The sequence below is a fragment of the Nitratireductor sp. GCM10026969 genome, from assembly GCF_042660605.1.
Taxonomy (GTDB): domain Bacteria; phylum Pseudomonadota; class Alphaproteobacteria; order Rhizobiales; family Rhizobiaceae; genus Chelativorans.
Genome location: NZ_JBHSUM010000001.1, coordinates 1 through 20804 on the forward strand (window position 1 = coordinate 1; position 20804 = coordinate 20804).

General features: G+C 61.2%; 18 protein-coding genes, 1 tRNA gene and 2 pseudogenes. 18 read left to right on the forward strand and 3 right to left on the reverse strand.

Annotated features, from left to right (window positions below):
* Window positions 1-227: 227 nt before the first annotated feature.
* Window positions 228-304, forward strand: a tRNA-Met gene (locus tag ACFP9U_RS00005).
* 238 nt (window positions 305-542) lie between these two features.
* Complete coding sequence (locus ACFP9U_RS00010) at window positions 543-752, forward strand: hypothetical protein (RefSeq protein ID WP_378618092.1); 210 nt, start codon at window positions 543-545, stop codon at window positions 750-752.
* Between the two features lie 29 nt (window positions 753-781).
* On the opposite strand, the gene ACFP9U_RS00015 is transcribed toward ACFP9U_RS00010, so the two are convergent.
* Window positions 782-1576, reverse strand: coding sequence for a recombinase family protein (locus ACFP9U_RS00015; protein ID WP_378618093.1), 795 nt, complete (start codon window positions 1574-1576; stop codon window positions 782-784).
* Between the two features lie 86 nt (window positions 1577-1662).
* Window positions 1663-2073: pseudogene (locus ACFP9U_RS00020) on the reverse strand (recombinase family protein); the annotation flags it as partial.
* A gap of 696 nt (window positions 2074-2769) precedes the next feature.
* On the opposite strand from ACFP9U_RS00020, the gene ACFP9U_RS00025 reads away from it, so the two are divergent.
* From ACFP9U_RS00025 to ACFP9U_RS00045, 5 genes and pseudogenes are all read left to right on the forward strand, one after another.
* Window positions 2770-4329 (forward strand): Fic family protein, encoded by a 1560-nt coding sequence (locus ACFP9U_RS00025; protein ID WP_378618095.1) that lies wholly within the window; start codon window positions 2770-2772, stop codon window positions 4327-4329.
* A gap of 609 nt (window positions 4330-4938) precedes the next feature.
* On the forward strand, window positions 4939-5580 hold the full coding sequence (locus ACFP9U_RS00030) for a hypothetical protein (RefSeq protein WP_378618096.1): 642 nt from the start codon (window positions 4939-4941) through the stop codon (window positions 5578-5580).
* Window positions 5581-5696: 116 nt separating this feature from the next.
* Window positions 5697-6095, forward strand: a complete 399-nt coding sequence (locus tag ACFP9U_RS00035; protein WP_378618097.1) for a hypothetical protein — start codon at window positions 5697-5699, stop codon at window positions 6093-6095.
* Between the two features lie 184 nt (window positions 6096-6279).
* Complete coding sequence (locus ACFP9U_RS00040) at window positions 6280-6678, forward strand: DUF2513 domain-containing protein (protein WP_378618099.1); 399 nt, start codon at window positions 6280-6282, stop codon at window positions 6676-6678.
* Window positions 6679-6680: 2 nt separating this feature from the next.
* Window positions 6681-7103, forward strand: a pseudogene (locus ACFP9U_RS00045) (transposase); the annotation flags it as partial.
* Between the two features lie 7 nt (window positions 7104-7110).
* Here ACFP9U_RS00045 and ACFP9U_RS00050 read toward each other — a convergent pair.
* Window positions 7111-7782 carry a GntR family transcriptional regulator gene (locus ACFP9U_RS00050; protein WP_378618100.1) on the reverse strand — a complete coding sequence of 224 codons (672 nt, stop codon included), beginning with the start codon at window positions 7780-7782 and terminating at the stop codon, window positions 7111-7113.
* Between the two features lie 106 nt (window positions 7783-7888).
* Here ACFP9U_RS00050 and ACFP9U_RS00055 point away from each other — a divergent pair, with 106 nt between their 5' ends.
* The 11 genes from ACFP9U_RS00055 (at window position 7889) to ACFP9U_RS00105 (ending at window position 20776) form a co-directional block, all read left to right on the forward strand.
* A complete protein-coding gene (locus ACFP9U_RS00055; protein WP_378618102.1) occupies window positions 7889-8476 on the forward strand; it encodes an amino acid synthesis family protein in 588 nt (195 codons plus the stop codon).
* Window positions 8469-10250 (forward strand): alpha/beta fold hydrolase, encoded by a 1782-nt coding sequence (locus ACFP9U_RS00060; RefSeq protein ID WP_378618104.1) that lies wholly within the window; start codon window positions 8469-8471, stop codon window positions 10248-10250. The genes ACFP9U_RS00055 and ACFP9U_RS00060 overlap by 8 nt, the downstream gene beginning before the upstream one ends.
* A gap of 22 nt (window positions 10251-10272) precedes the next feature.
* Entirely contained in the window at window positions 10273-11322 is a 1050-nt protein-coding gene (locus ACFP9U_RS00065; RefSeq protein ID WP_378618105.1) for an LLM class flavin-dependent oxidoreductase, read from the forward strand.
* Window positions 11322-12785, forward strand: coding sequence for an aldehyde dehydrogenase (locus tag ACFP9U_RS00070; protein WP_378618107.1), 1464 nt, complete (start codon window positions 11322-11324; stop codon window positions 12783-12785). Before ACFP9U_RS00065 ends, ACFP9U_RS00070 begins: the two co-directional genes overlap by 1 nt.
* Window positions 12786-12832: 47 nt before the next feature.
* Window positions 12833-13837, forward strand: a complete 1005-nt coding sequence (locus ACFP9U_RS00075; RefSeq protein WP_378618108.1) for an ABC transporter substrate-binding protein — start codon at window positions 12833-12835, stop codon at window positions 13835-13837.
* Window positions 13838-13906: 69 nt separating this feature from the next.
* Window positions 13907-14779 (forward strand): ABC transporter permease, encoded by an 873-nt coding sequence (locus ACFP9U_RS00080; protein WP_378618110.1) that lies wholly within the window; start codon window positions 13907-13909, stop codon window positions 14777-14779.
* Window position 14780: 1 nt separating this feature from the next.
* Window positions 14781-15581 (forward strand): ABC transporter permease, encoded by an 801-nt coding sequence (locus ACFP9U_RS00085; RefSeq protein WP_378618111.1) that lies wholly within the window; start codon window positions 14781-14783, stop codon window positions 15579-15581.
* Entirely contained in the window at window positions 15578-16648 is a 1071-nt protein-coding gene (locus ACFP9U_RS00090; protein ID WP_378618112.1) for an ABC transporter ATP-binding protein, read from the forward strand. The genes ACFP9U_RS00085 and ACFP9U_RS00090 overlap by 4 nt, the downstream gene beginning before the upstream one ends.
* An 18-nt stretch (window positions 16649-16666) precedes the next feature.
* Window positions 16667-18127, forward strand: coding sequence for an NAD-dependent succinate-semialdehyde dehydrogenase (locus ACFP9U_RS00095; RefSeq protein WP_378618113.1), 1461 nt, complete (start codon window positions 16667-16669; stop codon window positions 18125-18127).
* Complete coding sequence (locus tag ACFP9U_RS00100) at window positions 18127-18876, forward strand: GntR family transcriptional regulator (RefSeq protein WP_378618114.1); 750 nt, start codon at window positions 18127-18129, stop codon at window positions 18874-18876. Before ACFP9U_RS00095 ends, ACFP9U_RS00100 begins: the two co-directional genes overlap by 1 nt.
* A gap of 1 nt (window position 18877) precedes the next feature.
* Entirely contained in the window at window positions 18878-20776 is a 1899-nt protein-coding gene (locus ACFP9U_RS00105) for a TRAP transporter permease (protein WP_378618115.1), read from the forward strand.
* Window positions 20777-20804 lie beyond the last annotated feature (28 nt).

Genomic DNA, 20804 nt, shown 5'->3' on the forward strand with positions numbered 1-20804 from the left:
GCGATCCGCACGGCCGCCCCGCTCGCGGCCACTGGAAGGCGGCAGGCGAGGGCGCTGCCTTCGAGCCGTAAAGCGTTCGCCCGAGGTGGTCTGCGCGCATCGCCACCGGCCGTGAGCGTCACCCCGCAAAAATGGCTGAACGAGCCGGCGTACAGCTTGACACAGTCCAGAACAGAACCTTATATCCGCCCGTCCTCTCGGGCGCCGGCCTCATCGGCATCCGATGTGGCGGAGTAGCTCAGTTGGTTAGAGCAGAGGAATCATAATCCTTGTGTCGGGGGTTCAAGTCCCTCCTCCGCTACCACCAATCCCCACACCCGTTTGACGCCATTGGGGTAAGCGCGCTCGCCAAGGATCGCGTTGAGACGTCCTGCAATCTCGATCTCGACTGCACCGGGTTCGGAGGGATCGCGGTAGACGGTAACCATCTCGACGAGTTCCTTTATGGCTTCCGCGCATTCCTGATCACCTGACCGGAAGCCCTCCGCCAGCGCGTGTTGCAGATTTTCGAGTTGCTCTTCGTAGCGCTTCAGGATGGCGGGGTGCAGCGAAACGACGTTGAAGGTGGGTGGGGCTTTTGCCAGTTCTGCAAGAACCGCCTCGCGCTCATGGTAGAGTTCCGTCGAACGGGGACCGATCACATATGGATCGCCGATGCCCTTGGCGAGATGATCGACCAGCCGGTCGATCTCGCGCTTGAGCTTATCGGCACGGCGCTCAAGCCGAGTTCGATTGGTATCGGCCTCCGCTAATAGTCGCTTGCGCTCCTCGTGATAGGTTTTCACGTATTCGGCGAGCACCTCGGGCTTTTCATCTCAGCTCGCATGCCAGCCAGAACGGCTGCCTCCACAGTCTCCAAATAGAAGGTCTTTGGGTCGGGACACGACCCGCTTTCCGTTGCCGCCGAGCACCTGATCCGGATACGCCCCGACTTGTCCTTGCCGTTTGTCGACATGCCCGATCCGCATGCACCGCACCGAAGCAGCCCCGAAAGCATGTGGCGCGGCCGACGATGGTGGTGTGGGTGATCAAGACTGCGTTCACGTTTGCGCGCCTGTGCCTGCTCGAACAGTTCGCGATCGACAATCGCAAGCTCGGGTACTTCGACCGACTGCCACTCATCCTTCGGATTGGGGCGCGAGACACGGCGGCCCGTATCAGGGTCCTTCACCATGCGCACCTTGTTCCAGACCAACCGACCACCATAGAGTTCGTTCTGTAGGATGCCGGTGCCGCGTTGCACGTTGCCGTTGATCGTCGAAGCATTCCATTTCGTTCCCCGCGGAGGCGGAACGTTGTCGTGGTTGAGGTCGCGCGCTATGTCACGCGGCGTACGCCCTGCAACATATTCGTCGAAGATGCGGCAGATGATTTCTGCCTCTTCTCCGACGATCTGTCTCTTTCCCGGCTCGCCTGGAACCGGGGTGTAGCCGTAGGTCAGGCCGCCGGCGTTGAGGCCCTGACCGACACGTCCGGCTTTGCCCCGACGAATCTTGTGGGCGTTGTCTTCACGATAGAGTTGCCCGACCAGTCCCCGGAGACCGACGAGAACCGTGTTGGCGACGCCATCGTGCACAGCGCGGATTTCGATGTTGAGAAACGAAAGGCGTTATGGATACCCGCCAGGTCCTCCATGTCGCGCGAGAGCCTGTCGAGAGCCTCGATGACCACGACTTCGAATGCCCCATCGCGGGCGGCATCCATGAGTTGAACGAGACCTTCTCGTCCGAAGACCGAGGCGCCCGATCTTGCGCGGTCTTCAAAAGTGCCCACAACGAAGAGATCGTGTTGCTCGGCATGCTTCTGACAGAGCGCTACCTGATCATCGATGGAGCGCTCATTTTGAAGGTCGGTCGAAAATCTGGCGTAGATTGCCGCTCGCTTTTTATCGCATGCGCTCCTTGTCAGATCCAGCGCATGATCTTCTCGTGCGGCCAGACGCGCAAGTACCCGCGCAAGCCTGAGGATTGCACCATCAGAATCCAAGGCCTTCTGTGCGTGAGGCGTCGGTCCAGCTTTCTCAGCCGACGAGCTTCCAATTGAGCTGTCCGAGGATGCGCGAGCCATGAACATAAATGAGCAGCATAGCTGGCGAGTTCGGTAGGGCTTGTCAGCCAATTTGGGCCAACATCAGGCTCGGTCAATTCGCTAAAATTGGCGGTGTTTGGCCTGTGCCTGCGCTAGATTCACCAATGACCAAGTGAACGTAAGGGCATATCCATCTGCTAGCCGTTTGGTGCGGGTTTTTCGCATAAGCAACGGATAGCATGATTGTGCCTAGAGACGCATGAACCGGTGCTAGGCCGCAACAGAGGTGGGTACTTCGGGATAATTGTCATTTGCAGGTTCAAATCCTGCCCCCGCAACCAGTTCCAGCCAAGATAATCCAATTTGGGCAAGCAGTTAGCCAAGGTAAGCTAATTTCGTTCATCGATCGCGCTACCAAGAATCAATGACTTAGGTTGCAGGTTTAAATCACCTCGCAACTGATTCGTCGGTGGGGCGGTCATGTTCGTTGCTTTTCGCGGACCTCTGAACCAGTTCTGCGCCGTCCGGATGGTGATAGGAGAAGATCGCCAACGAGGGACGCGCATCGATCGGGAACTGTAGGTTTGCCGGGGCAGATGCCAACCCCAGACTTCTGCAAAATACCCTGATACTAGATCGACACAAAAACCTAATAGTGGTACACCCGGATAACCTAAGAGTCGTCCGGCACCAAAACCTACGAGCCGCGCGACGCGATAACCGAACGGCGGCACGGGTCTGATGGCGACTCCCTCCGAGAAACTGGCTGAATCACTGGAGGCGCTCAAAGCGCTGCAGGATGACGGCGCAGTTGCGATCCGCTCGGACAGTCTGACGCGCACCCACCGCGAACGGCTGCTCAAAAACGGATTTCTGCAGGAGGTGATGAAGGGCTGGTACATCCCGTCAAGCCCGAACGATCGGGACGGCGATACGACGCCCTGGTATGCGTCCTTCTGGGACTTCTGCGCCGCGTATCTGAGGGAGCGTTTCGGTACGACCTGGTGCATCGCCCCGGAACAGTCCCTCAAGCTGCATGCCGGCAACCGCACCGTGCCCGCGCAGCTGTTGGTCCGTGCCGAAAAGGGCGGCAACAAGCCGACCAGGCTGTTGCACGGCACCTCGATTTTCGATGTCAGAGCCGCGCTTCCGCCAGCAAAAGACATCGTCGAAGAAAACAACCTGCGCCTTTACAAGCCCGCCGCCGCGCTGGTGGAGGCCTCGGCCGGCTTCTTCGCGCAAAGCCCGACCGACGCCCGCACGGCGCTCGCGCTTTTTGCCGACGCATCGGAGATCCTTGCCCACTTGCTCGAAGGCGGGCACAGCGTCGTCGCCGGACGGCTGGCAGGAGCGTTTCGCAATATCGGCCGCGAACGCATCGCTGATGACATCATCAAGAACATGGAGGCTGCGGGCTACACCGTTCGCGAAACCGACCCGTTCGAAGGCCGGCTGCAATTTGACCTGCCCGCCCGCGAGCGCTCCGCTTATGCCGGACGCATCCGCCTGATGTGGCAGGCGATGCGCGCACATATCGCGAATAACTTCCCGCCCGCGCCCGGCCGTCCCAACGATATCGAAGCCTATCTGAAACGCGTCGAAGACATCTACGTGACCGATGCCTATCACTCGCTCTCGATCGAGGGCTACCGCGTCAGCCCGGCACTGATCGAGCGCGTGCGTTCCGGCAACTGGAACCCGGACCAGGACGAGCAGGACCGCGAGCATCGCGACGCGCTGGCCGCGCGCGGCTACCACCTTGCTTTTCAGGCCGTGAAGACAAGCGTGCGCGCCGTCCTCGGCAATGAAAATCCCGGCACAGTCGCCGATCGCGATCACGGTAATTGGTATCGTGAGTTGTTCGCCCCGAGCGTGACCGCGGGCCTTGCCAGACCGGCTGACCTTGCCGGCTATCGCAGCGACCGCGTATTCATCCGCAATTCAATGCATGTGCCGCTGCCCCCACACGCGGTGCGCGACGCGATGCCGGTCTTCTTTGAGCTGCTTGCTACCGAAGAGGATCCGGCCGTGAGGGTCGTGCTCGGGCATTTCATCTTCGTCTACATTCACCCTTACATGGACGGCAACGGCCGCATGGGCCGCTTTCTGATGAATGTCATGCTGGCATCCGGCGGCTATCCCTGGACCGTGATCCCGGTCGAGCGCCGCAACGACTATATGGCTGCCCTCGAGCAGGCGAGCGTTCACCAGAACATCTCCCCGTTCGCAAGCTTCGTGGGAGGTCTTGTCAGTGACGGGCTCCGGGGCAGACCGGTGGCGACGGTGCCGGATGAGGCTTAGGCAAGGCAACAACGACCAGGATCGGCCGTTATCTCAGTTGCACCGGCGCGGTGCTCGTCAACAATGTGCGCGGGTTATTCACGCCTCGCTTCGGAACGACCGCTCTGCGCCCTCTTGCCATGTTCGCCGTCGAGGCAAACTTTGCCTCCACCCGGAACCGGACATCGCGGGCAAGCAAATGTACGTCGCGGTTGCGGACTGAGCGGTCATCGCCACGACAATCACCGAATGACGTATTCGGGAGCCGTCAGCTGCCAATCCGGTTTGGCAAGGCGGAGAAGCGATCCCTGCCATTCAGTAGCCGACCTCTTTGCGGAAGTTCGGACGCCGGGCGTCGCCGTCTGATAGCGGTCATGCATTCAGCAGGTGAGCTCGTCTCAAATTCTTCGCCTAGCCCGGTTCCTGCTGAATCACTTCACCGATACGCGACCGCAATTTCTGCCGCGGTTAGGTTGTCCAGCATAAACTAGAACGGCAGTAGGTAAGCGATGATCTTCTGGTTACCGAGAGCAGGATCAAAACTGAGAGATCAACCTGCGGTACGCGCGCCTTCTGCCTGACCGCAACTATACGCTCGCAAGAGCGAGTTCTTTTTTGTATTGGCGAGAAATGAAACTCCCGGCTGCATTAAACAGAATTTTCGTGGTCATTAGCGCTTTCTTCTCGATTTTGGGCCTTTCCAGCATCGTGGATGGCTTTGTCACGTGGATCGGCTTCTTTAGGCGCATCCTTGACATCTATCAGGATAAAGTTCGCGATCCGGTGGCCCGGGTCATCGATTGGGTGCTACCCGACATCATTCCGTTGCCCGTCTTCGTCATCGACATCCTTATCATTTGGACCGCCTGCTTTGCGGTTTTCCGCCTTTTCGTCAGCTTCGAGAAGCAGCACAGTGTCATATTCGGGTATCAGCGGCACTCCTGGTACTTCTATCCACTCGCCTTCACTCTCGGGCCATTCCTGCCCCTGTATCTCAAACATTGGACCGACAAGCGCACTGGACGTGAGAGGCGGATGGCGGAAGAGGAGCTGAAAGAAGGCACGGAAGGGACTGAGGTCTCGCGCCTAAACAGGACCGGGAAGATCGCCATAAGAAAGCGCATCGAAGCGGCGAGCGAATGGCGAGAGGCTGCGAACAAGGTCCACAAGGTCTTCGCGACCTACTACGGTGCCGCAACCGCGACCTTCGTCCTGATCCTGTTCATCAACTACCAGCTCTTCCTCCAAGATTGGAGCAAGCTCGGAAATTGATCAGTCGGAGATCTGCTATGCTTGATGAGCGTCCGACCCGGCGGGTGAGCTTGTCGATAAGGTGCTCTGCTCAATCGCCAATCCATGGTAAGAGCCTGCAGAGTGGGTAGGCAATCATGCGGCGACACGACTTCGGCCACGAATATCAGCCAGTCGACGTTATCATCGGATCGGAACACCCGACGCGAGGGCTGGACGCTTTCACGCTCACCTATCTGCGCGCCGAGCGACAGGTGCGGAAGATATTCACCCACCTTGTCTATCAATCCAACGCCTTCGGACCGGGCGATGGGAAGCTACTGCGTCAGACCCTGCACGACGCCAAGCGCCTCGCCTTCAAGAATTTCGATAAGGGGATCAGGAGTCTGTCCGACACCTCTATTCAGGCGATGGTGGGGGGCGAATCCCAGCGGCTCGCGGCTCGTCTTCTCGACGCCAAGACCGTACGGGACAAGCTCTTCCATGGACAGCTATCGGACAAGTACCTCGGCACCAATGATCTTTTTGGCCTATGAACGAGACATCAGGGAGTGGTGTCGCCTGCTCGCGGAGGGCGCTCGCCGCGATATTGGCTACGACGGCATCGGGAAGGACTCGCACCACAAGGCGCGGCGCGCGCTCATCGTGGCGCGGGCGACGAAGCATCTGCCTGATCTCGACGCTTACAAGGTGTTCCTACGGAAACTCTAGGACAGCCGCGTGCGCGCCACCCTACTGCTCTCGATCGAAGAGCAGGACCAGGGGAAAGACGATGACATAGGGGTCGATGCCCCAGGCTATGAACCGGCGATCGTCAATGGTCATTTGAGGCTCTTAAAGGAAGCAGCACTCAGTGATGCGTACGAGGTGCCTGACGAGACGGACATATTTCATTATGTGCTCACCCGCCTCACCTGGCGCGGCCACGAATTTCTAGACACCATTCGGGACCCGGAAATCTGGCGTCAAACAAAGGGCGGTGTGTCGAAAATCGGTACGGCAAGCGTGGAGTTATTTGGGAAATTGCGAAAGCATACGGGAAACACGCAATCAACGAGCGCTTGGGGATTCATATCTGAGCATCAGATGCCAACTCAGCCGACTCCGCGCAATAGCTGAACACCAAACAGCGCACGGCACGAGACTATGCCCATTGCATGCGCGACCTCGTCGATGTCCACTATCCCGAGGCCAGCTGCATTCGCGTCGTCCAGGACAACTTGTCGACCCGCACGGCCGGCGCCCTCTACGAAGCCTTCCAGCCGAACGAGGCCCGCCGCATCATGCGCCGCCTGGAATTCCATTACACGCCCAAGCACGCCAGCTGGCTAAACATGGTCGAGATCGAGATCGGCGTCCTCAGCAGCCAGTGCCTGAACCGACGTATTGACAACGCCGAGCGCCTCATCAGCGAGATCGTCGCATGGGAGCAGAAGCGAAATGCCGCTGGCGCGCGTATCAACCGGAGGTTCACAACCAACAAGGCACGGGCCAAAATGGGCCGCGCCTATCCTCAAACAGCCAATGAGTCAGAATCACTGTGAAATGCTACTAGGCCTTGCTGAGAACATCACGAGCGATAGCCCAAGCCGACTCGATATGACGCCGTGCTGCGGTTGTCGCCTCCTCGGGCTGTCGCTTCTTGATGGCTCGCGTGATGCTTTCCATTTCGCTGGTCGCCGCCTTGCGCCGTTCCGGCGACGTTATGGTCATTGAGCGTAGTTGATTGATGCGGACATTCAATCCCTGAACGATCTCCCAAGTGATCACCTTGCCCGCCGCCTCGAAGAGAACTGCATAGAATTCGGTTGTGGCCCGCATGATCTCAATCGGCCCACCCTCTGCCCAGGCGTGTCGGATGTTCCCAAGCGCCGCCTCGAGCTGCGCGATCTGTTCTCGGGTTGCATTTTCGGCTGCCATGCCGGCGGCAATCCCCTCCAGCAGCGCGCGCAACTCGTAGATTTCTTCCGCGTGCTTGAGGTCCGGTTTGGCGACCGCAGGGCCGTGTCCTGGAATGGTCTCGACGAGTCCTTCGGCCTCCAATTGGCGCAGAACTTCGCGCACCACCGAACGGCTTACGCCCAACTGGTCGCAGAGCGAGCGCTCGACCAGCCGTTCCCCCGGCTGGAAATGAAAGCTCATGATGGCGTCCCGCATCCGCTCGAAAGCAAGCTCCCGCAATGTTTTGGCGGAGCGTTCGATCCGCAAAGGTGCGTCGTTCACCGAGATCTCCTTTTGACCGGTAGAAAAACAGATTCGAGCGGTTGTTGACAAGGAAAATGGCCGCCCATATGGTGGTATACCATAATATGGAATTCAAGAGGCAGAAATGCGGCCAGCTATTCGCAAAACGGTCACCTATGTCGAAAACACGTTCATCGAGGGTGGAAAAGAGGCACCGACGCCGCTGCGGCTGATCGGCGTGGCCGCAGTTCTGACCAATCCATGGGCCGGTCGCGGATTCGTGGAAGACCTTTCACCGGAAATCCGTGCCGTCGCACCCGTGCTGGGCGAACTGCTCACGCGCGAGATACTGGAGATAGCAGGCGGGGGAGACGTCATCGAGGGCTACGGGAAGGCGGCAATCTGCGGCACGGCCGGCGAGATCGAGCACGCCTCCGCACTCATTCACACCCTGCACTTCGGGAACCACTATCGCCGTGCGGTCGGCGCCAAGACCTATCTGGCCTTCACCAATCTTCGCGGGGGTCCCAATACGCCGGTCATGATCCCGCTTATGGACAAGAACGACGAGGGGCGTCGGTCTCATTATTTGACGGTGAATTTCCAGATCGCCGATGCGCCGGCGCCGGACGAACTCGTTGTCGCGCTCGGCGCCTCGGTCGGTGGCAGGCCTCATCATCGAATCGGCGATCGCTATCAGGATCTGAAGGAGCTTGGCGACCTCCATGGCTGAGCGGCGGGCCGTCCCCTGCCTTGTTCGCGGCAGGCCGGGAACGACGGGTTATCTCCGGTCCGGCCGCGGATCCCCGGTGCTGCTCATCCACGGCGTCGGCATGAATGCCGCGATTTGGGAGCCGCAGATCGCCCGGATGGCAGAGCATTTCGACGTCATCGCCATCGACATGCTCGGCCATGGCGCTTCGAGCTTGCCGCCGGAGGACGCAACCCTTTCGGATTACGCCTCGCAGGTGATCGGCTTGCTCGACCATCTCGATCTAGGGAAGGTTTCGCTCGTCGGGCACTCGATGGGAGCGCTGGTTGCACAAGAGGTGGCGTTGGATGTCCCGCATCGGGTCGAGCGCCTGGTATCGCTGAACGCCGTGTTCTGCCGACCGCCGGCGCTAACGGAGGCGGTCCGGCAACGGGCCGCAAAGGCCGAAAACGGCGATCCCGGAATTTTCGAGGCGACGATTTCCCGGTGGTTCGGAGATCCGGTGCCTGCGGAATTTGGCGAGGCGGCGCAGAAGGCACGGGCGGCGCTTGCGGGCGTCGAGATGGAAGGATACGTCCGCAGCTACCGTCTCTTCGCTGCCGCGGACACCGCGCATGAGCGCCGGCTGAAGGAATTGGAGGTGCCGGCGCTCTTCATGACGGGATCAGAGGACGCAAACTCTTCCCCGGCAATGTCGGCCTCGATGGCGAAGCTGGCACCGATGGGGAAGGCGCTTGTCCTCGATGGGGAGAAGCACATGATGCCGCTCGCTTCGCCGGACCGCGTAACGAAGCGCATCGTGACCTTCCTCCAGGAAAGGCCGGAGTACCCCGTCCGGTCGCAGGCCCCGTCCGGGAGCTTCGATACCGGTGAACTTCGGCGTGCGCTGGGTTCCTTCCTCACCGGCGTGACGGTCGTTACGACCCTGGAGCCGGGCGGTACGCCGCGCGGGTTCACGGCCAATTCCTTCACCTCCGTTTCGCTCGATCCGCCGCTGGTGCTGGTTTGTATCGCGAAGAAGGCACACGGCTATCCGATTTTCTCCACGACGAAGAGCTTTGCAATCAACGTGCTTGCCGAGGCCCAGAAGGAAGTGTCCGCGATTTTCGCGTCCAAATCGGCGGACAAATTTGCCTCCGCCGCATGGAGCGTGGCGACCACCGGGAGCCCGATCATTGAAGGCGCCGTCGCGGCTTTCGATTGCGATCTGGAGCAATTCGTCGATGCAGGCGATCATTCGATCCTGATCGGTCGCGTTCGCGATTTCTCGCACAGTGCGGCACGTCCGCTGGGCTTCTGTCGAGGTGCCTATGTGACGCTCGGTTTGAGCCAGGAAGCGCTGTCGAGTGTGGCGCCGGATATAACCGTTGGTGCCATTTTGGAGGATCAGGGCCGCGTCCTGTTCTTCGAAACACCGGAGGGAGTGCTCGAACTGCCGGTGGGCCGCGGACTTGGTTCGCCGAGCCAGACCGCGAGCCTGAAGGGGCGCCTCGCCGCAAACGGTGTCAATGCCGATCTCGGTTTTCTCTTTGCGGTCTGGGACGAAGGCGAGGGGGCGGGGCGAAGCCATGTCTACTACCGCGGCACTGTCCGAACACTACGCGGCAGCGCGAAACACGCCCAATTTATCGACATCGACCACATTCGCGCACTGAACATTGCGAGTCCCGCCGTCCGCTCGATGCTCGACCGCTACGTCCGCGAACGCACGGAAGACGCGTTCGGGATCTACGTCGGCAGTGAGGTCGAGGGTCAGGTGCGAAAAATCGCAAGAACCGCAGCCGCCAATCTTTGACCAGCGAGGGTGAGTGAGGAGCATGAAGTTTTCGTTGTTCGTCCATATGGAGCGGATCTCGCCACGCCAGTCGCAGCGCGAACTTTATAATGAGTTTCTTACGCTGTGCCGGATCGCCGACGAAGGCGGCATGCACGCCATCTGGACCGGCGAACATCATGGCATGAATTTCACCATCGCGCCGAACCCGTTCCTCAACCTCGTCGACCTTGCGCGGCGTACCCGGAATGTGCGGCTCGGCACCGGCACGGTGGTGGCTCCGTTCTGGCATCCGATCAAGCTCGCCGGTGAGGCGGCGATGACCGACCATCTCGCCGATGGACGGTTGGAGCTCGGGATCGCGCGCGGGGCTTATTCCTTCGAATACGAGCGCCTGTCCCCCGGTCTTGATGCCTGGGGTGCTGGTCAGCGCATGCGTGAGATCATCCCGGCGATCAGGCAGCTCTGGGAAGGGGATTATGCTCATGCGGGCGAGTTCTGGCAGTTCCCGGCCACGACCTCTGCCCCGCAACCGCTGCAGGAGCCACACCCTCCGATCTGGGTGGCGGCGCGCGACCCCAATAGCCACGAATTTGCGGTTGCGCAGGGCTGCAATGTGCAATGCACGCCGCTTTGGCAGGGGGATGACGAAGTCCGCGGCCTGATGGATCGGTTCGAGGCCGCCTGCGCCAAGCATGCGGACAAGCCCCGACCCAAGATCATGCTTCTGCGCCACACCTATGTGGGCGCGAACGAAGCCGATGTGGAGCAGGCTGCCGGGGAGATCAGCACCTACTACAATTATTTCGGTGCATGGTTCAAAAACGAACGTCCCATCCACCAGGGACTTATCCAGAAACTCACGCCCGAGGAGATCGCCGCGAACGAGATGTTCGCGCCCAGGATCATGCGCGAGAACAATGTGATCGCCGAGCCCGGCGAGGTGATCGAGCGCCTGAAGCGTTATGAAGCCATGGGCTATGACGAATACGCCTTCTGGATCGACAGCGGCATGAGCGTCGAACGCAAACGCGCTTCGCTCGAGCGCTTCATCAGCACTGTGATGCCCGCTTTTCGGCGCGAGGCGGCGTGATGCGGCGTTTCCAGCAATATATCGACGGGCGTTTTGAAGATGGCATGGCCACCTTCGAAAGCATCGATCCCGCCACCGGAAGGGCATGGGCGCTGATGCCCGAAGCGCGTGAAGCGGATGTGGACCGCGCCGTTGCCGCCGCCGAACGTGCATTCACCGCTCCGGCTTGGGCCGGCCTCACGGCGACGCAGCGCGGTCGGCTGCTTGCGCGTCTCGCGGATCTTGTGGCGGAGCACGCGCCGAAACTCGCCGAGATCGAAACCCGCGACACCGGCAAGGTCATTCGCGAGACCTCGGCACAAATCACCTATGTTGCTGACTATTACCGTTATTATGCCGGCCTTGCCGACAAGATCGAGGGCGCGCATCTGCCCATCGACAAGCCGGATATGGAAGTCTGGCTGCGGCGGGAACCGGCGGGCGTGATCGCTGCCATCGTGCCGTGGAACAGCCAGCTCTTCCTCTCCGCCGTCAAGCTCGGGCCGGCGCTTGCCGCTGGCTGCACGATCGTGCTGAAGGCTTCCGAAGAAGGGCCCGGACCGCTCTTGGAGCTTGCCCGGCTGATCGACCGCGCCGGTTTCCCTCCCGGTGTGGTCAATGTGCTCACCGGCTTCGGTCCCGCTTGCGGCGCGCGGCTGACTGCGCATCCGGCGATCGCCCGCATCGCCTTCACCGGAGGTCCGGAAACCGCCCGTCATGTGGTGCGGAACTCGGCCGAAAACCTGGCCGCCGTCTCGCTTGAACTGGGAGGCAAATCCCCCTTCATCGTCTTCGCCGACGCCGATCTGGAAAGTGCCGTCAATGCGCAGGTGGCCGGTATTTTCGCGGCGAGCGGGCAAAGCTGCGTTGCCGGATCGCGGCTGATCATCGAGCGGAAGATCAAGGACGCCTTCATTGCACGCCTGAAGGAAAAGGCCGAGGCAATCAAGATCGGCTCCCCGCTCGATCAGGCAACCGAGATGGGGCCGCTTTGCACCGCCCGGCAGCGCGCGCATATCGAAGGCACCATGGCGGCCTCGATCGGGGCCGGCGCCCGGCTCATTACCGGCGGTAAACGGCCCGAAGGGGAAGGCTTTTACTACCCGCCGACGATCCTTGACTGTTCGGATGTCACCGCTTCTGCCGCCGAGCGCGAACTCTTCGGCCCGGTGCTTTCCGTGCTGACGTTCGACAGCGAGGAAGAAGCGGTGCGCCTTGCAAACGCCACGCCCTATGGGCTTGCGGCCGGTGTCTTTACCCGTGAGCTGGCGCGCGCACACCGGATGATGCGGCGCATCCGAGCCGGGGTTGTCTGGGTCAATACCTACCGCGCGGTTTCGCCGATCGCGCCTTTCGGCGGCTTCGGCCTTTCAGGCCATGGACGCGAAGGCGGTATCGAAGCGGCGCTGGAATACACGCAGCTCAAGACAGTGTGGCTCAACACATCGGAAGCCCCGATCCCCGACCCGTTCGTCATGCGGTGAACGGATCGGGCGCTGGTCGAACAATAAACAATAATGGAGAGAGGAACATGAAACGAGCGATGATCAGCCTGATGGCTGCAACCCTGCTGGCAGGGACCGCCGCTGCCGGGGAGATGGTGTTCACGAGTTGGGGTGGCACCACACAGGAGGCACAGGAGCGCGCCTGGGCCCAAGGATTTGAGGAGGAGACCGGCGCCAAGGTCCTCATGGACGGCCCGACTGACTACGGCAAGCTGAAGGCCATGGTCGAAAGCGGCAATGTGACGTGGGATGTGGTCGACGTCGAAATGGATTTCGCCATCAAGGCGGCGAAGGACGGCCTTCTGGAGCCGATCGATTTTTCCGTGGTGCCGAAGGACGATCTCGATCCCCGATTCACCACGGACCACGCCGTGGGCAGCTTCTACTATTCCTTCGTCCTGGCCTGGAACAACGGAGCCATTTCGCAGGAGCCGTCAAGCTGGACCGATATGTTCGATCTGGAGAGGTTCCCCGGTAAGCGCACCTTCTACAAATGGTCGGCTCCAGGCGTGATCGAGATCGCCCTGCTTGCCGACGGTGTGCCGCCCGAGGAGCTTTATCCGCTCGATCTCGACCGTGCTTTCAAGAAGCTCGACACGATCAAATCCGAGATCATCTGGTGGAGCGGTGGCGCACAATCCCAGCAGTTGATCGCGTCGGGCGAAGCCGCCTTTGGGCAGCTCTGGAACGGTCGTGTCTTCGCCCTTCAGCAGGAAGGCGCGGATGTCGGTATGTCCTGGAACCAGAACATGACGGCGGCTGATGTTCTGGTTGTCCCAAAGGGTGCAAAGAACAAGGACCTGGGCATGAAATTCCTGGCGGTCGCAACAAGTCCGACGGCGCAGGCGAAGTTTGCCGAGGAAAGCGGCTATGCCCCGATCAACACGGCCGCCAAGGCCGAGATGCCGGAGGATGTCGTGCAATATCTTCCGGACGCCCACGTTGAGGGTCAGATCGACCTCGACATGACCTATTGGGCGGAGCATCGCGACGAAATCGCGGAGCGCTGGTACGCCTGGCAGGCGCAATAGCCAACACGGCCACAAACAAGAGCGGGTAGGGGAGAAGTCCTGCCGCCCGCTCCAGCCGGATTGCTTCCAATGTCAGTCATCGTCGATCAGATCTCCTATCGCACTCGTGGCACGGTACGCCTGCCTGCCGGGATCGGCGGGATCACGCCGGCCCTCCTTCTCGTCTTGCTCTTCTTCGTCGTTCCGGTGCTGTCGCTCTTGTTGCGCAGCGTCATGGAGCCTGAGCCGGGGCTGCAGAACTATGCCGAGCTTTTTGCGGACGGCACCTATGCAACGGTGTTCTTCAACACCTTCCTCGTCGCGTCGGTCGTCACGGCCGTCACGGTGCTGATCGCCTTTCCCGTCGCGTGGCTCCTGGCGATCGCGCCGCCGGCGCTCGGCGCGATCGTGTTCGGGGTCATCATCCTGTCCATGTGGACCAACCTGCTTGCGCGCACCTATGCCTGGATGGTGCTGCTGCAGCGCACCGGCGTGATCAACAAGGCGTTGATGACCCTCGGGATCATCGATCAGCCCTTACCGCTCATCAATAACCTGACCGGCGTCACCATCGGCATGGTCTACATCATGCTTCCGTTCATGATCCTGCCCCTGGTCGCGACCATGCGATCGATCGATCCGATGACACTCCGCGCCGCCGCGCTTTGCGGCGCGAGCCCGTTCCAGGTATTCCGGCGCATTCTGCTGCCGCTTTCGCTGCCGGGGATCGCCGCCGGCGCCCTGATGGTGTTCGTCATGTCGCTCGGCTATTTCGTTACGCCCGCCCTTCTCGGCGGCACGTCCAACATGATGCTGGCGGAGATGATCGCCCAGCTCATCCAGTCGCTTCTCAATTGGGGGCTGGGCAGTGCGGCGGCGTTCGTCCTCCTGGTCGTGACGATGGTTCTCTATGCCCTGCAACTGCGCCTTGTCGGGACCAGGCGCGTATCGGGAGGGCTCTGACATGCTGCTCGACTATGACCGGTTGGGCTGGTTCAAGACGGCACTGCTCGGGTTTGTGACGCTCGTCTGCGGATTTCTGCTCCTGCCGGTGATCTTCATCGTTCTGCTCTCCTTCGGTTCATCCCGGTGGCTTGCCTTTCCACCGCCCGATTGGACGCTCCAATGGTACCGGGAGCTTTTCGCGGACCCGTCCTGGCTTCAGGCAGCGCTCACCAGCGCGCGGATCGCCACGATGGTTGCGGTCTTCTCCGTGGTCATCGCGCTTATGGCATCCTTCGCACTGGTGCGAGGTGAGTTCCGCGGGCGCGAAGTGCTGCGGGGCCTGCTCTTGACACCCATGGTTCTGCCGGTCGTCGTCTTCGCAGTAGCGATCTATGCGTTTTTCCTGAAACTCGGCCTCGGCGGCACGACAGTGGGCTTCGTGATCGCGCACACGGTGCTCGCCTTGCCTTTTGCCATCATCCCGATCGCGACTGCTCTCGAGGGCTTCGACAAGTCGATAGAGGATGCAGCGATCGTCTGCGGGGCCAGTCCGCTCGAAGCCAAGCTCCGGATCACGCTTCCTTCGATCAAACTGGCAATCTTTTCGGCGGCCATCTTCTCCTTTCTCGCATCGTGGGACGAAGTGGTCGCGGCGATCTTCATGGCGAGCCCGACACTTCAGACTTTGCCCGTGAAGATCTGGGGCAGCCTGCGCCAGGACCTGAGCCCGGTCATCGCCGCCGCGTCGAGCCTGCTCGTTCTTCTCACCCTGCTTCTGATGGTCGTTACGGCGCTGCTCCGCCGGAGGTACTCGAAATGAACCGATCTTTCCTCGCCGTCCGTAACATCCGCAAGACATTCGGCGCCGTCATCGCGGTGCATGACGTCACGATCGACATCCCGAAAGGCGAGTTTCTGACCTTTCTGGGGCCGTCCGGTTGCGGAAAATCAACCACACTCTATGCGATTGCCGGCTTCCAGAACCCGACCTCGGGCGATGTCCTCCTCAACAAGAAGTCGCTCCTGTCGATACCGCCGCACAAGCGCAATATCGGCATGGTTTTCCAGCGCTACACGCTCTTTCCCCACTTGACAGTCGCCGAGAACATCGCCTTTCCGCTGCGGGTCCGCAGGCGGCCGGAAGCCGAGATCCAGCGCAAGACGGAGGAGATGCTTGCGCTGACGAAGCTCGAGAGCTTCGCCGAGCGGTTGCCGGTGGCGCTTTCCGGCGGCCAGCAGCAGCGCGTCGCACTCGCCCGGGCACTCGCCTACGACCCGCCCATTCTGCTGATGGACGAGCCGCTCTCCGCCCTCGACAAGAAGTTGCGCGAGGAAATCCAGACCGAGATACGTCGCATTCACCGGGAAACAGGCGTCACGATCCTTTACGTGACACATGATCAGGAAGAGGCTCTGCATCTCTCCGACCGCATCGCCTTGTTCCGGGAAGGGTGCATCGAACAAATCGGGACGGGCGAGGATCTTTATCTGAGGCCGGCAACCGCGTTTGTCGCGGGTTTCATCGGCAACTCGAACTTCCTTTCGGCAGAGCACCTGGAGACCGTCGATGGTGCCGCCACCATCCGTCTGTCGGACGGCTCGGTCATCAGCGGTGTCAAGGTAGACAGCGCCCTCGCGCGCGGACAGAAGGCGCAACTGATGGTCAGACCGGAAGCATTCCGTATGTCCGGCACGGAAGAACAGGCCGGCCTTAACGTTCAGATCATCGACACTGCATTCTACGGAGATCGCCAGCGCATCATCGCGCGGACGGCGTCGGGGCAGGAGCTTGACGTCCGGCCTACATTCGAAATGGCGAAAGCTGCCGATGGCGGGCAGCGACGGGTGTTCTTCAGCCCCGCCGACGCATTCCTGTTCGCGGCATAGACCTTGGCGAGTTCTTCGATGAATTCACTGAAGCTGAGTGATCCGGCGCTGTTGAGGAACCAGTGCCTGATCGATGGCGTGTTTGTCGGCGATCCCGCCGATCCCGTCGAAGACCCCGCGACGGGCGAGGTGATCGCCTTGGTGCCTCGTTTCGGCTCTGGCGAGACCGCGAGTGCCATTTCCGCGGCCAGGAAGGCCTTCGCAGGATGGGCGGAATCCACCTGCAAGGAGCGGAGCGCCGTTCTGCGGCAGTGGTACGAACTGATTGGAGCTTACCGCGACGACCTCGCGCGTGTACTGACTGCGGAGCAGGGCAAACCGCTTGCCGAGGCGCTGGGCGAGATCGACTATGCGGCGTCCTATGTCGAATTCTATGCCGAGGAAGCAAAGCGCATTGCAGGTGAAATTCTGCCAAGCCACCGGCGTGATGCGCGGATCCTTGTTGCGCGCCAACCGGTCGGTGTCGTCGCTGCGATCACGCCATGGAATTTTCCCGCCGCGATGATCACCCGGAAGGTCGCTCCGGCGCTTGCCGCCGGCTGCACCGTGGTCGTCAAACCGGCCCCTGAAACCCCGCTCACGGCACTGGCGCTGGCCGAGCTTGCGCAGCGCGCCGGCTTTCCTGCCGGTACCCTCAACGTCATCACCGGCGATGCAAGAGCGATCGGATCGGAACTGACGGGCCATCGCGCAGTGCGCCTTGTCAGCTTCACGGGTTCCACCGAAGTCGGCAAGCTCCTCATGCAGCAATGTGCTGGGACCGTGAAGAAGGTCGCCTTGGAGCTGGGTGGCAATGCGCCCTTCATTGTTTTCCCCGATGCGGATCTGGACGCGGCCATCGAAGGGGCGATGGTCTCCAAATTCCGCAACATGGGCCAGACCTGTGTCTGCACGAACCGGTTCTATGTCCATGAGGACGTTTACGACGTCTTCGTTGAAAGGCTTGCTGCCGCCGTTCGAGAGCTGACGGTCGGCCCTGGCACGGAGGAGGGCGTCGCACAAGGGCCACTCATCAATTCGGCGGCAGTCGCAAAGGCCGAGCGCCACCTCATGGATGCACTGTCGAAGGGCGGACGGCTGGTGACCGGCGGCAAGCGGCATCCGCGCGGCCGAACCTTCTTCGAGCCGACGGTCTTGGCCGACGCAAGCGACGCGATGGAACTGGCGCAGGAGGAGACTTTCGGGCCGGTTGCGGCTGTTTTCCGCTTTCAGACGGAAGACGAGGTGATCGCGCGCGCCAACGACACGGCCTTCGGCCTCGCCGCCTATTTTTTCACGAAGGATGTCGGCCGGGTCTTCCGCGTGACCGAGCGGCTCGAATACGGAATGGTGGGCATCAATTCAGGGCTGATCTCGACGGAACTGGCACCCTTCGGTGGCGTGAAGGAAAGCGGCAACTCCCGTGAAGGCTCACACCATGGAATCGACGAGTTCCTGGAGAAAAAGTACGCCTTGATCGCCGGCGTGGTGGGGCAGTGATGGTCACGAAGAGAGCCGGCATCGGCAGCATAAGCCGATCTGGAATCCAGACACTGCGCGTGCACCGCACCGAGCAGACACTGCGTTCCAAGGTACAGGAGACCCTGAGGAACTCCATTCTTGACGGGTTTTTCGGCCCCGGCGACAAGCTCGTCGAGCGCGAGCTCTGCGACCTCACCGGAGTCAGCCGGTCCATCCTGCGCGAGGCACTTGTCCACCTCGAGACCTTGGGGCTGATCGAACGCCATTCCTATCGGGGCTTCGCCGTGGCCTCGATGACGCCCGAGGAGATCCGTGAAATCTATGAAGTCCGGGCGAGTCTCGAGGTGCTTGCTGCAAGACTTTTCACCGTGCGGGCAAGCGATACACATCTGAAGGAAATTTCGGGGGCGACCGCCGATCTCGAGGCCGCCTTTGAGGACGGACAGATGTCGGCAATCCGCCAGGCCACCACGGCGTTCTACGACATCATCCTGGCCGGATCCGGCAATCGCGAGATTCGACGCGCCCTGCAGGGCATGCTCGACCGCATCTTCTATCTGCGCACGCAGTCCATGAGCGACCCCGCCCGGCGTCGCGCCAGCATGCAGGAAATGCGCGCCATCGCAGGCGCCCTGACATCCCGAAACGAAGTAGCCGGCGAACGTGCGACCGCGGCGCACGTGGAAGCCGCTCGCGATGCTGTCCTGGCGCGCCTGGAGCGGCAGGGCGGGGCGACAAAGGGCGAAGAGAAACTGGAGCACGCTTGAAATGCAGGTATCGCAGCGCACCCATTCGCCGCTCCAATGGAGCTTGACGGTCCTCGGACTTTCAACCTTCGCCTACATGGCCTACGCGACCCTCTTCGGTCCGTACAAGACGACGATCGTCCACCTGGGTCTGTTCGCGGCGTCGATGCTGGGGATCTCGTTCCTCGACCGGCGCCGCTCGGAGCGTCCATTGGCCCGTATGGTCCAGTGGAGTCTCGACATAGCCTTCGCTGCCGCGGCGGTGGGGACCATGGGCTATATCGTCGTCGACTTCGAGCGCCTCATCAATCTCTGGGGATCCTCATTTCTCACGACAACGGACGTGACCATCGGCCTCATTATCGTGGCTGTCTCGCTCGAAGCAGCGCGTCGGCATTCGATCGCGGTTTTTCTGCTCGGTGTATTCGGCGTTATCTATATGCTCTACGGATCGAGCTTTCCGGGCGTCATGCAGCACGCCGGCATGGATTTGCAGCGCTTCACCTACCTCGTTTCCTACACCACAGAGGGTTTTTTCGGGGTCGGATTGAGCGTCGCGGCCTCCTATCTCTTCATGTTCATGATGCTCGGCTCCGCTCTCCAGGCCACAAAGACTGGCGATTTCATCATGAACGTCGCAAATGCCACGATGGGCCGCCGCACGGGCGGCGCCGCAAAAAGCGCCATGATGGCGAGCGCAGGCCTCGGGACGATGGTCGGCAGTTCGATCGGCAACGTCGTTGCCACCGGAACCTTTACCATTCCACTGATGATCCGTACGGGCTTCAAGCCGCACGTCGCCGCGGCGGTGGAGACGAACACCTCCGAAGGTGCACAGCTTGTACCGCCCATCATGGGCGCAGCAGCCTTCATCATGGCGCAACTCACGGGCATTCCCTACGCCACGATTGCCATTGCTGCGATCCTGCCGGCGGCCCTCTACTACCTCTCGCTCTTCTGCGTCATTCACATGGAGGCGCTGAAGCTCGGCCTGGCTGGTGTGCCCGAAGAAGACATCCCGAGCCTGCGCCAAAGCCTGGCAGACGGTTGGCATCTCCTGATTGCTCCCGCTGTCCTTTTCTATCTCCTGATCGTCGAGGCTTACACGCCGGCTTATGCGAGCTTGGTCGCGATTGCCGTCGCTTTGGTCTTCGGCCTTGCACGCGGCGTCTCGCGCCTGCCCCTGCGGCAGATCCTCGACCAGTTCGACAGCGGTGTACGCCAAGCGGCGGCGATCACGGCACTGATCGTTTCGATCGGCCTCCTGCAAGCTGCCATTGTGACGACCGGTCTCGGTCCGCGCATCACCGACATCATCCTCGCCGTCAGTGATGGGTCGCTGATCGTGACGGCACTGTTGGCAGTCGTGGCCGCCACCGTACTCGGCATGGGCATGCCGACACCAATCGCCTACCTGCTTCTGGCGATGTTCGCGGCGCCCGCGCTCGTGACCGCCGGTGCACCCAAGCTCGGGGCGCATCTGTTCCTGTTCTATTTCGCCATCAAGTCCGGCTCCACCCCGCCGGTCGCGCTGGTGGCCGTCGTGGCGGCGGGCATTGCCCGCGCCAACTGGTGGCGCACGGCAGTAACGGCATTTGTCCATTCACTGCCCGGCTTCATCGTCGCCTTCATGTTCTTGTATTCACCGGCACTCCTTTTCCAAGGCGAGATGCATGCGGTGGTGATCTCGGCGGTATCCGCGGCAGTGGGCGTCTACGCCATGGCAGCCGCGGTTCAAGGCTGGTGTGGAGGCCGCATCGGCTGGATCGAGCGCGCTCTTCTTACCGTTGGTGCCTTCACCCTCATCAGGACGGGCCTTTTGACCGACATCATCGGTATCGCCTTGGTCGCAGCGGTCTTCGTTTTCCGCTCGCGCCTCGTCTCCACCCTGCCTCCTGTGCGGCAAGAGACACGATCGTGAACCCGAATATCCTCTGGAGAGAAACAAA

Coding starts and splice junctions, on each gene's coding strand:
- ACFP9U_RS00095 (WP_378618113.1), top strand. CDS start 16,667: ATGAATTCACTGAAGCTGAGTGATCCGGCGCTGTTGAGGAACCAGTGC.
- ACFP9U_RS00030 (WP_378618096.1), top strand. CDS start 4,939: ATGAAACTCCCGGCTGCATTAAACAGAATTTTCGTGGTCATTAGCGCT.
- ACFP9U_RS00070 (WP_378618107.1), top strand. CDS start 11,322: ATGCGGCGTTTCCAGCAATATATCGACGGGCGTTTTGAAGATGGCATG.
- ACFP9U_RS00055 (WP_378618102.1), top strand. CDS start 7,889: ATGCGGCCAGCTATTCGCAAAACGGTCACCTATGTCGAAAACACGTTC.
- ACFP9U_RS00035 (WP_378618097.1), top strand. CDS start 5,697: ATGCGGCGACACGACTTCGGCCACGAATATCAGCCAGTCGACGTTATC.
- ACFP9U_RS00065 (WP_378618105.1), top strand. CDS start 10,273: ATGAAGTTTTCGTTGTTCGTCCATATGGAGCGGATCTCGCCACGCCAG.
- ACFP9U_RS00080 (WP_378618110.1), top strand. CDS start 13,907: ATGTCAGTCATCGTCGATCAGATCTCCTATCGCACTCGTGGCACGGTA.
- ACFP9U_RS00100 (WP_378618114.1), top strand. CDS start 18,127: ATGGTCACGAAGAGAGCCGGCATCGGCAGCATAAGCCGATCTGGAATC.
- ACFP9U_RS00060 (WP_378618104.1), top strand. CDS start 8,469: ATGGCTGAGCGGCGGGCCGTCCCCTGCCTTGTTCGCGGCAGGCCGGGA.
- ACFP9U_RS00090 (WP_378618112.1), top strand. CDS start 15,578: ATGAACCGATCTTTCCTCGCCGTCCGTAACATCCGCAAGACATTCGGC.
- ACFP9U_RS00085 (WP_378618111.1), top strand. CDS start 14,781: ATGCTGCTCGACTATGACCGGTTGGGCTGGTTCAAGACGGCACTGCTC.
- ACFP9U_RS00025 (WP_378618095.1), top strand. CDS start 2,770: ATGGCGACTCCCTCCGAGAAACTGGCTGAATCACTGGAGGCGCTCAAA.
- ACFP9U_RS00105 (WP_378618115.1), top strand. CDS start 18,878: ATGCAGGTATCGCAGCGCACCCATTCGCCGCTCCAATGGAGCTTGACG.
- ACFP9U_RS00075 (WP_378618108.1), top strand. CDS start 12,833: ATGAAACGAGCGATGATCAGCCTGATGGCTGCAACCCTGCTGGCAGGG.